This window comes from Micromonospora sp. NPDC005171 (assembly GCF_040608575.1).
Lineage (GTDB): Bacteria > Actinomycetota > Actinomycetes > Mycobacteriales > Micromonosporaceae > Micromonospora.
Genome location: NZ_JBEXIM010000055.1, coordinates 1 through 12,635 on the forward strand (window position 1 = coordinate 1; position 12,635 = coordinate 12,635).

The window sequence follows — 12,635 nt, forward strand, 5'->3', positions numbered from 1 at the left end:
CTTCGAAGCCACCGGGTCGGACCTGCTACCAGCGTTCCAGGCAGCCTGAATACGATCAACACATCGACCCTGTCCGTCGAAACGGGTCAAGCCCACTGCGGCTCCTCCACTCGCTGCTTAACCGCGCCGTCAATCGAGCCATGGCGCGAGACAGGGTCAAGCGCAACGTTGTGGCACTCTGCGAAGTGCCCACAGGTAGCGGCGGCCGTCCCTCGAAGTCGCTGACGCTCGACCATGCCAAGGCGCTTCTCATCGCTGCCGAGAGCAGCTCGTTGCACGCCTACATCGTCGTCTCACTACTGACCGGCGCTCGCACCGAGGAACTGCGAGCCCTCACCTGGTCACACGTCGACCTCGCCGGCAAGCCGGACAACGATCCCCCGGTGCCGCCATCCATTCAGGTCTGGCGCTCCGTCCGCGCCGACGGAGACACCAAGACCAAGAAATCGCGTCGCACCCTGGCTCTGCCGGCCCGGTGCGTCACCGCGCTCACCACCCACCACGAGCGCCAAGGCCAGCCCACCGCTGACCGCCTCGTCTTCGCCTCAGCCGCCGGCACGGCCCTCGACCGGCACAACGTGCTCCGGGCCTTCCGCCCCGTCGTCGCCAAAGCGGGCCTCGACCCGCGCGACTGGACACCCCGCGAACTGCGGCACAGCTTCGTGTCCCTACTGTCCGACAGCGGCATGAGCCTCGAACAGATCGCGGACCTCTGCGGCCACTCCGGTACGACGGTCACCGAAACCGTCTACCGGCACCAACTACGGCCGGTGCTCCTAGGCGGCGCAGTCGCCATGGACCGGATCTTCGACGCTGAGGCGTAGTCACCCAGTTAGTCACCCAGGTACGACAAAGGGGCCGTCTCGATCTTCCGAGATGGCCCCTCACCTGCGTCGGGACGGCCGGATTCGAACCGACGACCCCTTGACCCCCAGTCAAGTGCGCTACCAAGCTGCGCCACGTCCCGCCCCCGCGTGGTTTCCCCCGCGGCAGCCGGTACAGCTTAGCGCAGCGGCTTCGGGTCGTCCGCACAGGCCCCACCGGCGTCGCGACCTGACCGAACCACCGCACACCTCCTAAAGCGTCCTAGGAGGGTGGGTTTGGAGAGGGAAATGCCGGATGGGCGGGGTCGCCCATCCGGCATTTGGGGAGTACTGGACCGCGTCAGCCGTGCGCCTTGCCTCGGCCGCCGGGGCCGAGCTTCTTGCGCGGGCGGACCGAGATCTCGATCGGGCTGCCCTCGTACCCGAATTCCTCGCGCAGCTTGCGCTCGACGAAGCGCTGGTAGCCGGCGTCCAGCGGGCCGGTGGTGAAGAGCACGAACCGTGGCGGCGCCACACCGGCCTGCGTCGCGAACAGGATCCGCGGCGCACGTCCACCGCGTACCGGGTGGGGGGTTGCCTGCACCAGCGCGGTGAGCCACTGGTTGAGGTGCGCGGTCGGCACGCGGGTTTCCCAGCTGGCCAACGCCTTGTTCAGGGCGGGGGCCAGCTTGTCCACGGCACGGCCGGTCATCGCCGACAGGTTCAGCCGGATCGCCCAGGGGATGCGGCGCAACTCCCGGTCGATCTCCTTGTCCAGGTAGTACCGACGGTCGGCGTCAACCAGGTCCCACTTGTTGAACGCGATGACCAGCGCCCGGCCCGACTCGGTCACCATCGACAGGATCCGCTGGTCCTGCTCACTGATCGGCTCGCTGGAGTCCAGCAGCACCACGGCCACCTCGGCGGCCTCGATCGCGCCGGCGGTCCGCAGGCTGGCGTAGTACTCGGTGCCGCTGGCCTTGCCGACCCGCTTGCGCAGCCCGGCGGTGTCCACCAGCTGCCAGGTCTGACCGCCGATCTCGACCAGGCTGTCCACCGGGTCCACAGTGGTGCCCGCCACCGAGTCGACGACCGCCCGCTCCTCGCCGGAGAACCGGTTGAGCAGGCTGGACTTGCCGACGTTCGGCCGGCCGACCAGCGCCACCCGACGCGGACCACGCGGACGGTTCTCCACGATCGCCGGTGCTTCCGGCAGCGCGGCGAGGATGGCGTCCAGCAGGTCGCCGGAGCCGCGTCCGTGCAGCGCTGACACCGGGAAGGGCTCACCGAGACCGAGCGACCACAGCGAGGTGGCCTCCATCTCGATGGAGTTGTTGTCGGCCTTGTTGGCCACCAGGATCACCGGCTTGGCGCTGCGCCGCAGCATCTTCACCGCCGCCTCGTCGACGTCGGTGGAGCCCACCATCGCGTCGACCACGAAGAGCACCACGTCGGCGGTGACGACAGCGGTTTCGGCCTGTGCCGCGATGGCCGCGGCCCGGTCCTTCGCGTCCGGTTCCCAGCCGCCGGTGTCCACCACCGTGAACGCCCGGCCGTTCCACTGCGCGTCGTACGGGACCCGGTCGCGGGTCACGCCAGGAACGTCCTCGACGACCGCCTGCCGGCGGCCGATGATCCGGTTGACCAGGGTCGACTTGCCCACGTTGGGGCGGCCGACCACGGCCACCACCGGCTGCGGGCCGCTCGGTTCCTCCACGACGACGTCGGGCTCACGCAGCTCGACCCACCCACCACCATCGCTACTCATGCCACTCCCCGCTCGGTGAGCAGGTCGCGCATCCGCGCCACGACCTCGTCGATGCCCAGCTCAGTGGTGTCCAGCACCACCGCGTCGGGTGCCTGGGCCAGCGGGTTGACCTTGCGGGTCGAGTCGAGCCGGTCCCGCCGGGCCAGGTCGGCGGCCGTGGCCGCGACGTCGGCGGCGTCCTCGGCGCTGCGCCGGGCGGCACGGGCCTCCTCGGAGGCGGTCAGGAAGACCTTCAGGTCGGCGTCAGGCGCCACGACCGAGCCGATGTCCCGGCCCTCGACCACTATCCGACCAGCGTTGGCGATCATCTCGCGCTGCCGGGTGACGAGCAGCTCACGGACAGCCGGCACGGCGGCGACGGCCGAAACGGCGCCGGTCACCTCCGGGCCCCGGATATCCGCGTCCACGCCCACGCCGTCGACGGTCACGGCGTACCCCTGCGGGTGGGTGCCGATGTGCAGCTTGACCTCGCTGGCGACCTTGGCCACCGACGCGGCGTCGGTGAGGTCCACGCCGGAGCGCAGCACGGCCCACGTGATCGCCCGGTACATCGCCCCGGTGTCCAGGTAGCGCGCACCGATCCCGACGGCGAGCCGCCGCGACACGGTGGACTTGCCCGAACCGGACGGCCCGTCCACAGCGACCACACATCGCCCGTACCGTACGTTTTCCTCCACCGTGTCCTCCTCAGCCCGTACCTCACGGATCGCCCGGTGAGCTGGCGCCGCAAGCGGTTGTCAATCGTCATCAATCATGCCCGGGTGCGTTTACGAACCCACGCGCGACGCCGCCGGAGGCGACCCACGCCACCCGGGCGGCCGCGTCCCGGCCATCGGTGGAGCCTACCGGCTGCCGTACCCCGAACTCGGGGGTCAGTCACCCACCGCGTTGAACAGGGCGGCAACCTCGGCGTTTGTCAACCGCCGAATCCGTCCGGTGCGCAGTTCACCCAGCCGGATCGGCCCGATCGAGGTACGCACCAGCCGGGTGACCGGGTGTCCGACCTCCTCCATCAGCCGTCGGACGATGTGCTTGCGGCCCTCGTGCAGGCTCAGCTCCACCTGGGCGGACTTACCCAGCGTATCCACCACCTTGAACGAGTCGACCTTGACCGGCCCGTCCTCCAGCTCGACGCCGGCCAACAGCCGCTTGCTCAGGTTGCGCGGGATCGGCCCGACCACCTCGGCGAGGTAGGTCTTCAGCACCTGGTACGAGGGGTGCATGAGCTTGTGCGCGAGGGTGCCGTCGTTGGTGAGCAGCAGCAGCCCCTCACTGTCCGCGTCGAGCCGCCCCACGTGGTAGACCCGCTGCTCCACCCGGTTGCCGATGAACTCGGCCAGCTCGTTGCGCCCCTTGTCGTCCGCCATGGAGGTCACCACCCCGCGCGGCTTGTTCATCGCCACGTAGACCAGGCGGATGTCGACCTGGAGGCGCTCCCCGTCCACGTGGATCACGGAGGTGGCCGGGTCGACCTTGTCGCCGAGCTTGGCGACCCGCCCGTCCACGGTGACCCGGCGGCGGAAGATCAGGTCCTCACAGGCGCGCCGGGAACCCACGCCGGCGGCGGCGAGCACCTTCTGCAGGCGCTCAGCCCCCTCGTAGACGGGGGCGTCGGGTTTCGGGGAACGGTTATCGGGTCGCATCAGCAAGCTCTTCTACGTCGTCGGGCAGGAAGGGTGCGAGGGGCGGCAGCTCGTCGACGGTGTTCAGCCCGAGCTTCTCCAGGAACAGCGTGGTGGTCCGGTACAGGAACGCCCCGCTGTCCGTTTCGGTGCCGCACTCCTCGATGAGGCCGCGGGTGACCAGCGTACGGATGACCCCGTCGCAGTTCACACCCCGGATGGCTGAGATTCGCGAACGGGTCACTGGCTGCTTGTACGCAACCACGGCGAGCGTCTCCAACGCCGCCTGGGTCAGTCGTACGGACTGCCCGTCCAACACGAACCGCTCGACGTACGTAGCGTATTCCGGCCGCGTGTACAGCCGCCACCCGCCCGCCGCCCGGCGCAGCTCGAACCCGTGCCCGGCCGCGGTGTAACCGGCGGCGATCTCGTCGAGCATCGGCCCGACCCGCTCGGCAGGCTGCTCCAGCACCTGGGCCAGGACCAACTCGCTGACCGGCTCGTCGACCACCAGCAGGATCGCCTCCAACGCGCCGCGCAACTCGGCGTCGGACAGCTCGGGCGCCGGCTCCGGCGCGGCCGTCGCGCGCCGTCGTCCCGCCTGCTGCCGCCGGGGTACGTCCCCAGCGTCACCCGACTCCCCCGGGGTGCCCTCCGTCACCCCGCCGAGGTTCGGCCCGGTCGAGCCCACCTCGTCCGAGGCCGCCTCAACACGATTCGGCTCACCGGGGCCCACCTCGCCCAGGCCCTGCCCGTCCGGGTCAACCTGATTCGGCGCGACCGCGTCCGGGTCAGCGGAGCTGGCGGCGGGTTCGGGCTCCGGTCGGGGCGACGCCGGTTCAGGTTCTTCGGTGTCCGGTGGCGCGGCTGACTCGTCCGGCGAGGTGGGTGTGTCCTCGGCGACGGGCGGGCGGGGGCGGTCCCACGGGGGGACCCAGGCGGCAGCCTGGTCGGCCAGCGAGTCCCGGCGTTGCTCGTCACTCATCCCGCGCACCCTCCGTCGTACTCGTCCCGGCCGGCCCGTCGGCCTCCCCGACCGACACGGGCCCAGCCCCCGCCGACACCGGCCCAGGCCCCACCGACACGGGCCCAGCCCCCGCCGACACCGGCTCAGGCCCCACCGACGGCCCCACCGACTCAGGCCCAGGCCCCACCGAAGGTCCGACCGACGCCGGCTCAGCCTCCACCGAAGGCGCCACCGACGACGGCTCAGACTCGGGCGGCTCCGGGTCGGCCGGGGTGCCGGCGTACTCGTCGACGTGCAGCTCGGTGTCGCCGTCGGCCGGGCCGGTCCAGCGCACTGTCAGCTCCTCCAGGGCCTGCTCCTGCACGAAGGAGACCAGGCCCTCCCGGTACAGCTCCAGCAACGCGAGGAATCGGGCCACCACCTCCAGGGTGGCCTCGCAGTCGGCGCACAGCAGCGAGAACGTGGCGGTGCCAGCCCGGCGCAGTCGGGCGGTGAGGATGGCCGCGTGCTCCCGGACACTGACCCGGACCATGTGCACGTGGGCGATGGAGACCTCCGGCACCGGCTTCGGGGTCATCGCCTTCACGGCCAGCTTCAGCAGTCGCTGGGGGCCGATGCCGAGCACCAGGTCGGGCAGCGCCTCGGCGTACCGGGGTTCCAGGCTGACGGCGCGCGGATAGCGTCGGCCGCCGACGGCCTCCAGCTCGGCGATGTGCGCCGCCGCCTCCTTGTACGCCTTGTACTGCAACAGCCGGGCGAAGAGCAGGTCCCGTGCCTCCAGCAGGGCGAGGTCGGCTTCGTCCTCCACCTCGGCGGCGGGCAGCAACCGGGCCGCCTTCAGGTCGAGCAGGGTCGCGGCGATCAGCAGGAACTCGCTGGCCTCGTCCAGGTCCCAGTTGTCGCCCATGGCCCTGATGTAGGCGATGAACTCGTCGGTGACCGTGTGCAGGGCCACCTCGGTGACGTCGAGTTTGTGCTTGCCGATCAGTTGCAGGAGCAGGTCGAACGGGCCGGTGAAGTTGGCCAGCCGGACCGTGAAACCGCTGGCGACCGGGTCGGCGGGCGGTACACCGTCGACCACGGCCGCGTCGGCGGTCTCGGGCGGGTCGAGGGGTGGCGCGGTCACCGGACGACCGTAGTCCACGAGGCGGGCACCGGGCGTTCCGGCTACCGCTCCGACTGGGCGGCGATCACCTCGCGGGCCAGCTGACGGTAGTTACGTGCCCCGGAGGAGGCCGGGTCCATCGTCGTGATGGGGGCACCGGCCACGGTGGACTCGGGGAACTTGACCGTCTTGGTGATGACCGTCTGGTAGACCTTGTCGCCGAACGCCTCCACCACTCGCTGGAGGACCTGGCGGCAGTGCGTGGTGCGGCTGTCGTACATGGTGGCGAGGATGCCTTCGAGCTCCAGGTCGAAGTTGAGCCGCTCGCGCACCTTGTCGATGGTGTCCAGCAGCAGTGCCACGCCGCGCAGGCTGAAGAATTCGCACTCCAGCGGGATGAGCACGCCGTGTGCGACGGTCAGCGCGTTGATCGCCAGCAGGCCGAGCGACGGCTGGCAGTCGATCAGGATGTAGTCGTACTCCTTGCGGACCGTGCGCAGGACCCGGGCCAGGGCCATCTCCCGGGCGACCTCGTTGACGAGCTGGATCTCGGCGGCGGAGAGGTCGATGTTGGCCGGCAGCAGGTGCAGGCCCGCCACGTCGGTCTTGATGAGGACGTCCTCGGCGATCACGTCGTCCTGCATGAGCAGGTTGTAGACGGACAGGTCGAGGTTGTGCGGGTTGACGCCCAGGCCCACCGAGAGCGCGCCCTGCGGGTCGAAGTCGACAAGCAGCACCTTGCGGCCGTACTCGGCGAGTGCCGCGCCCAGGTTGATGGTGGTGGTGGTCTTCCCGACGCCACCCTTCTGGTTGGCCATCGCGATGATGCGCGCGGGGCCGTGCCGATCGGTGGGCATCGGCTCCGGAATGGGCTTACGCATCGTGTAGGCAGCCGGGTCCGCAGGACCCAGGTCCGCGCCGAGCGTGGCCTGCTGCTCGCGGAGCTCCGACGTCCAGGTCTCGGCACGGTCACCGTTGCCAGCCATGTGCTCGTTGCCCCCTCCCGACGACCCACCCGGCGTCGGAGCCGTCCGACGTCCTTCGCGGCGCCGCTGCGCACCCCGGTCGTGTCGCTCCAGGAGGTCCGCGCCGATGCCGACTGTACGCCACCGACCAGCAGGGGCTTCGGCACCGGCCCGGCGTGTCGGCGTCGACCGCGACCGGTTCAGCCCTGGGCGCGCGGGTGCGCGGTGGCGTACACCTCGCGCAACCGCTCCACGGTGACCAACGTGTAGACCTGGGTGGTGGTCACCGACGCGTGGCCGAGCAGCTCCTGGACCACCCGGACGTCGGCGCCGCCGTCGAGCAGATGGGTGGCGTACGAGTGGCGCAGGGTGTGCGGGGAGACGGCGGCGGGCCCGTCGACGGGCAGCCCGGCCCGGTCGGCGGCGCGGCGCAGGATGCCCCAGGCGCCCTGGCGGGACAGCGCGCCGCCGCGGGCGTTGAGGAACACCGCCGGGGTGCCCCGGCCGGCGGCGGCCAGCCCGGGGCGGGCCCGGACCAGGTAGGCGCGGACCGCGTCGACGGCGTACCCGCCGATGGGCACCAGCCGCACCCGGCCGCCCTTGCCGCGCAGCAGCACCGTGCCCTCGTCGGTGTCGAGGTCGTCAACGGCGGCGCCGACCGTCTCGGAGATGCGCGCGCCGGTGCCGTACAGGAACTCCAGCAGTGCCCGGTCGCGCAGCGCGAGGGACGCGTCGTCGCCGGTCGCGGTGATCGGGCCGGCGGTTTCCAGCAGCCGGATCACGTCGTCGACAGGTAGCGCCCGGGGCAGCCGCCGCGGCGGCGTGGGCGGGCGGACGTCGCGGCTCGGATCGGCGCCGGCCAGCCCTTCGCGCAGCGCGAAGCGGTGCAGGCCGCGTACCGCGCTGGCGGCGCGGGCGGCGGAGGAGACCGCCAGCGGCGGGTGGTTGTCGTCGCCGGCGCGCAGCCGTGCCAGGTGGGTCTCGACGAGGCCGGCGCCGACCGACGCGAGGTCGGTGACGCCGGCATCGGCGAGGGTCACGAGATAGCGGTCCAGATCCCGACGGTACGAGGCGAGCGTGTTCGCGGAGAGGCCACGTTCGACGGTCAGGTGGTCGAGGTAACCGCGAACGGCACGGCGCAGCGCCGGCGTGGGCAGGGCGCCCACGCCGGCGGAGTCCGTGCCGCTGGTCAGCCCGCCACCGTTCAGGCCAGCGCGTCGGCCAGCGGGAGCACGTCCATGCCGTGCGCCTCGGCCACCGGGCCGTAGGTGACCTGACCGGCGTGGGTGTTGAGGCCCAGCGCCAGCGCCGGGTCGTTGCGCAACGCCTCGCGCCAGCCCTGGTTGGCCAGTTCGAGGGCGTACGGCAGGGTGACGTTCGTCAGCGCGTAGGTGCTGGTGTTCGGCACCGCGCCGGGCATGTTCGCGACGCAGTAGAAGATCGACTCGTGCACCTTGTAGACCGGGTCGGCGTGCGTGGTGGGGCGCGAGTCCTCGAAGCAGCCGCCCTGGTCGATGGCGATGTCGACGAGCACGCTGCCCGGCTTCATCCGGGAGACCAGCTCGTTGGAGATCAACGTCGGGGCCTTCGCGCCGGGCACCAGCACCGCGCCGATGACCAGGTCGGCGTCGAGCACGGCCCGCTCGACCTCGTACGCGTTGGAGGCGACGGTCTGCAGGTGGCCCCGGTAGATCGCGTCGGCCTGGCGCAGCCGGGCGACGTTCTTGTCCAGCAGCAGCACCTCGGACTGCAGGCCCAGCGCGATCGCGGCGGCGTTCATGCCGGAGACGCCGGCGCCGATGACCACGGTCTTGGCCGCGTAGACGCCGGAGACACCGCCGGGCAGCACACCCCGCCCACCGCCGGTACGCATCATGTAGAAGGCGCCCACCTGCGGGGCGAGCCGGCCGGCGACCTCGGACATCGGGGCGAGCAGCGGCAGCGACCGGTCGGGCAGCTCGACGGTCTCGTAGGCGATGCCGGTGACCTTGCGGTCGATCAGCGCGTCGGTGCACTCCTTGGAGGCGGCCAGGTGCAGGTAGGTGAAGAGCACCTGCCCCTCGCGCATCCGGTGGTACTCCTCGGCGATCGGCTCCTTGACCTTGAGCACCAGCTCGGCGGTCTCCCACACCTCGTCGGCGGTGGCGAGGATCTTCGCGCCGGCGGCGGCGAACTCCTCGTCGGTGATGCTGGAGCCAACCCCGGCGCCGGACTCGACGAAGACCTGGTGACCGCTGCGGGTGAACTCGTTGACGCCCGCTGGCGTGATCGCCACGCGGTACTCGTGGTTCTTGACCTCGCGTGGGATTCCGACCTTCACGATGCAGACACCTCTCTTCGGGGCTGCTCTCCCCCGACTGCTCGGTGCCACGACGGCCCCTTTGCCGCCGCGGTACACCGGTCCCGCGGCGGCAGTCTAGGCGCGCCCGGCGCTGTCGCGAGCCAGCACAGTGGCATCCGGTGCCCGGGTGTCCTGACGAAGTGTCAGGCCTCCCGCATCCGGCGATCGAGCAGCACCCTCAGCCGACAGGACAGTGTTTCACCATTATCGTCCCATCTAGCGGGTGGCGGTGCGGACAGCCGGTGAGTGGATCACTAATGTGACCGCCCATGACCACTCCTCCTTACCAGCCCGGATACCCCCAGCCGGGGTATCCCCAGGGCGTTTCCGACAAGAGCAAGGTCGTCGCGGGCATCCTCGGCATCCTGCTCGGCACCTTCGGTGCCGGTCGGTTCTACACCGGACACACCAAGATCGCCGTCCTCCAGCTCGTCGTGGGCGTCTGCACCGGCGGCATCGGCGGCCTCTGGGGCCTCGTCGACGGCATCCTCATCCTGGTCAACGGCGGCACGGACGCGCAGGGCCGTCCGCTGCGCGACTGACAGACCGGACAGCGAAAGGGGCCCCGCGGCTGACCGCGGGGCCCCTTTGGCGCGTACTCCCGCCGGCTGGACCGGCGGCGACGCTCAGCGCGGCAACGGCGCGTCCGCCCGGCGCAGAGACGTGAAGCCGGAGTCCCGGGCGTGGGCCGCGGCCAGCAGCCCGGCCACCGCGGACGCGTTGGTGATCTCACCGGCCAGGACCATGGCGACCGCCTCGTCCAGGTCGATCCGGACGACCTGGAGGTCGGCCTCCTCGTCGTGGCGTTCGTGCCGCTCGTCGGCCGGCACATCGCCGAGGTCCCGGGCCAGGAACACCCGGACGATCTCGTTGGTGAACCCGGGCGAACTGTGCAGGTCGACGAGCACGTCGACCCGCCCGGCGGTGAGATCGGCCTCCTCGGCCAACTCCCGCAGCGCCGCCGCCGGCAACTCCTCCCCGGAGACGTCCATCAGGCCGGCCGGCAGCTCCCACAGGTGCCGCCCGACCGGGTGCCGGTACTGCCGGATCAGCACCACCTGACCGGCGTCGTCGAGCGCCACCACGGCCACCGCCCCGACGTGCCGGACGAGGTCACGCAGCCCGGTCCCACCGCCCGGCATGGTCACCTCCTCGGTGACCACGTCGAAGATCCGCCCCCGGTACCGCTCCTCCCGGGACCGCACCTCGTAGCGGTGCTCCAACCCGCTCACGAGGTGGACGCGGCCTTCGTCGCGGCACCGTTGCGGGCGGCCTTGCGCGTCGTCGGGGCCTCCGCCGCCGCGTCCAGGTCGACCGGCAGCTGGTCGGCCTGCGAGTACGCCACCGCGGCCTTGACGAACGAGGCGAACAGCGGGTGCGGGCGGGTCGGCCGGCTCTTCAACTCCGGGTGGGCCTGGGTGGCCACGAAGAACGGGTGCAGGCTCCGGTCCAGTTCGATGAACTCGACCAGCCGGCCGTCCGGCGAGGTGCCGGAGATGTGCAGGCCCGCCTTCGTCAGCGCGTCCCGGTAGGCGTTGTTCACCTCGTAGCGGTGCCGGTGCCGCTCGCTGATCTCGGTGCTGCCGTACGCCTCGGCGACGATCGAGCCCTCGGTGAGCGTCGCCGGGTACGCGCCCAGCCGCATGGTGCCGCCCAGGTCTCCCCGGCCGGCGACGATGTCCTCCTGGTCGGCCATCGTGGCGATGACCGGGTGGGCCGCCTGCTCGTCGAACTCCAACGAGTTGGCGCCGTCCAGGTCGGCCAGGTGCCGGGCCACCTCGATGGTCATGCACTGCAGGCCGAGGCAGAGGCCGAGCAGCGGGATGCCGGCCTCCCGGGCGTACCGGGCGGTGCCGATCTTGCCTTCGATGCCGCGGACGCCGAAGCCGCCGGGGATGAGGATGCCGTCCACGCCGGCCAACGCCGCGGCGGCGCCGGCGGGGGTGACGCACTCGTCGCTGGGCACCCAGCGCAGCTGCACCCGGGCCCGGTGGCCGAAGCCCGCCGCCCGGATCGCCTCACTCACCGACAGGTACGCGTCGGGCAGGTCGACGTACTTGCCGACCACCGCCACGGTGACCGTGTGCCGGGGGCGGTGCACCCGCTCCAGCAGGTCGTCCCAGCTGGCCCAGTCCACGTCCCGGAAGGAGAGGCCGAGCCGGCGCACCACGTACGCGTCGAGCCCCTCCCGGTGCAGCACCTTCGGGATGTCGTAGATGCTCGGGGCGTCCGGGGCGGCGACGACCGCCTCGGCGTCCACGTCGCAGTAGAGCGACAGCTTCTCCTTGAGCTTCACCGGGATCTCCCGGTCGCAGCGGAGCACGATCGCGTCGGGCTGGATGCCGATGTTGCGCAGCTGCGCCACCGAGTGCTGGGTCGGCTTGGTCTTCAGCTCACCCGACGGCGCCAGGTACGGCACCAGCGAGACGTGCAGGTAGAAGCAGTTGTCGCGGCCCAGGTCGTGACGGACCTGGCGGATCGCCTCCAGGAACGGCAGCGACTCGATGTCGCCGACGGTGCCACCGACCTCGGTGATCACCACGTCGGGGAGCTGGCCGTCCTCGTCCGGGTCGGCCATCGCCAGGATCCGCGACTTGATCTCGTTGGTGATGTGCGGGATGACCTGGACGGTGTCGCCGAGGTATTCCCCGCGCCGCTCCTTGGCGATCACGTCGGAGTAGATCTGGCCGGTGGTGACGTTCGCCTTGCCGGACAGAGCCCGGTCGAGGAACCGCTCGTAGTGCCCGACGTCGAGGTCGGTCTCGGCGCCGTCCTCGGTGACGAAGACCTCACCGTGTTGGAACGGGTTCATCGTCCCCGGGTCGACGTTCAGGTAGGGGTCGAGCTTCTGCATCACCACGCGCAACCCGCGCGCGGTCAGCAGGTTGCCGAGGCTGGAGGCGGTGAGGCCCTTACCCAGCGAGGAGGCGACGCCCCCGGTGACGAAAATGTGCCTGGTCGTCCGTGCTGATGGGGCCAAGGCCTGCTCCCGTGTCGTCTGTAGCGGTCATGCAGACCGCCGTGCTTGATCAGCAGAGTGATCACGCGATCCACGGGATTCGAC

The 12,635-nt window shown here is 71.1% G+C and carries 12 protein-coding genes and 1 tRNA gene; 2 read left to right on the plus strand and 11 right to left on the minus strand.

Translation table 11 applies throughout. The annotated features are described in order from the left end of the window. On the plus strand, positions 1–824 hold an 824-nt coding region (locus tag ABZU74_RS31965), incomplete at its 5' end, for a site-specific integrase (RefSeq protein WP_355431847.1). A 69-nt stretch (positions 825–893) separates the two neighbouring features. Here the strand turns inward: ABZU74_RS31965 and ABZU74_RS31970 are convergent. The 9 genes from ABZU74_RS31970 to ald all read right to left on the minus strand — a co-directional run bounded on the left by ABZU74_RS31970 (position 894) and on the right by ald (position 9,550). After that, positions 894–967: transfer RNA gene (locus ABZU74_RS31970), tRNA-Pro, on the minus strand. A gap of 197 nt (positions 968–1,164) precedes the next feature. After that, positions 1,165–2,571 (minus strand): ribosome biogenesis GTPase Der, encoded by a 1,407-nt coding sequence (gene der / locus ABZU74_RS31975; protein ID WP_238689286.1) that lies wholly within the window; start codon positions 2,569–2,571, stop codon positions 1,165–1,167. Beyond that, on the minus strand, positions 2,568–3,248 hold the full coding sequence (gene cmk / locus ABZU74_RS31980; RefSeq protein ID WP_355431850.1) for a (d)CMP kinase: 681 nt from the start codon (positions 3,246–3,248) through the stop codon (positions 2,568–2,570). The genes der and cmk overlap by 4 nt, the downstream gene beginning before the upstream one ends. A 195-nt stretch (positions 3,249–3,443) precedes the next feature. Continuing rightward, positions 3,444–4,214: a pseudouridine synthase gene (locus tag ABZU74_RS31985; protein ID WP_355431853.1), complete on the minus strand. Its 771-nt coding sequence runs from the start codon at positions 4,212–4,214 to the stop codon at positions 3,444–3,446. After that, positions 4,201–5,178, minus strand: a complete 978-nt coding sequence (gene scpB / locus ABZU74_RS31990; RefSeq protein ID WP_355431855.1) for an SMC-Scp complex subunit ScpB — start codon at positions 5,176–5,178, stop codon at positions 4,201–4,203. The genes ABZU74_RS31985 and scpB overlap by 14 nt, the downstream gene beginning before the upstream one ends. Further along, positions 5,171–6,286, minus strand: coding sequence for a segregation/condensation protein A (locus ABZU74_RS31995; RefSeq protein ID WP_355431858.1), 1,116 nt, complete (start codon positions 6,284–6,286; stop codon positions 5,171–5,173). The genes scpB and ABZU74_RS31995 overlap by 8 nt, the downstream gene beginning before the upstream one ends. A gap of 41 nt (positions 6,287–6,327) precedes the next feature. Continuing rightward, entirely contained in the window at positions 6,328–7,251 is a 924-nt protein-coding gene (locus ABZU74_RS32000; protein ID WP_124862901.1) for an AAA family ATPase, read from the minus strand. 179 nt (positions 7,252–7,430) lie between these two features. Beyond that, positions 7,431–8,396: a site-specific tyrosine recombinase XerD gene (locus ABZU74_RS32005; protein ID WP_355431862.1), complete on the minus strand. Its 966-nt coding sequence runs from the start codon at positions 8,394–8,396 to the stop codon at positions 7,431–7,433. A 38-nt stretch (positions 8,397–8,434) separates the two neighbouring features. After that, positions 8,435–9,550, minus strand: coding sequence for an alanine dehydrogenase (gene ald / locus ABZU74_RS32010; protein WP_030334880.1), 1,116 nt, complete (start codon positions 9,548–9,550; stop codon positions 8,435–8,437). Between the two features lie 290 nt (positions 9,551–9,840). Here ald and ABZU74_RS32015 point away from each other — a divergent pair, with 290 nt between their 5' ends. Continuing rightward, complete coding sequence (locus ABZU74_RS32015; RefSeq protein WP_355431866.1) at positions 9,841–10,113, plus strand: TM2 domain-containing protein; 273 nt, start codon at positions 9,841–9,843, stop codon at positions 10,111–10,113. 84 nt (positions 10,114–10,197) lie between these two features. On the opposite strand, the gene ABZU74_RS32020 is transcribed toward ABZU74_RS32015, so the two are convergent. Together ABZU74_RS32020 and ABZU74_RS32025 are read right to left on the minus strand one after the other, a co-directional pair. Then, the gene (locus ABZU74_RS32020) at positions 10,198–10,803 is read right to left on the minus strand and encodes an NUDIX hydrolase (RefSeq protein ID WP_355431869.1); all 606 of its coding nucleotides are present in this window, start codon (positions 10,801–10,803) and stop codon (positions 10,198–10,200) included. Then, complete coding sequence (locus ABZU74_RS32025) at positions 10,800–12,551, minus strand: CTP synthase (protein WP_355431872.1); 1,752 nt, start codon at positions 12,549–12,551, stop codon at positions 10,800–10,802. The genes ABZU74_RS32020 and ABZU74_RS32025 overlap by 4 nt, the downstream gene beginning before the upstream one ends. Positions 12,552–12,635: the final 84 nt, after the last annotated feature.

Excerpts from the sequence above, each read along its gene's own strand:
- der (WP_238689286.1), bottom strand. The coding sequence starts at position 2,571 with ATGAGTAGCGATGGTGGTGGGTGGGTCGAGCTGCGTGAGCCCGACGTC.
- ABZU74_RS31985 (WP_355431853.1), bottom strand. The coding sequence starts at position 4,214 with ATGCGACCCGATAACCGTTCCCCGAAACCCGACGCCCCCGTCTACGAG.
- scpB (WP_355431855.1), bottom strand. The coding sequence starts at position 5,178 with ATGAGTGACGAGCAACGCCGGGACTCGCTGGCCGACCAGGCTGCCGCC.
- ABZU74_RS32015 (WP_355431866.1), top strand. The coding sequence starts at position 9,841 with ATGACCACTCCTCCTTACCAGCCCGGATACCCCCAGCCGGGGTATCCC.
- ABZU74_RS32000 (WP_124862901.1), bottom strand. The coding sequence starts at position 7,251 with ATGGCTGGCAACGGTGACCGTGCCGAGACCTGGACGTCGGAGCTCCGC.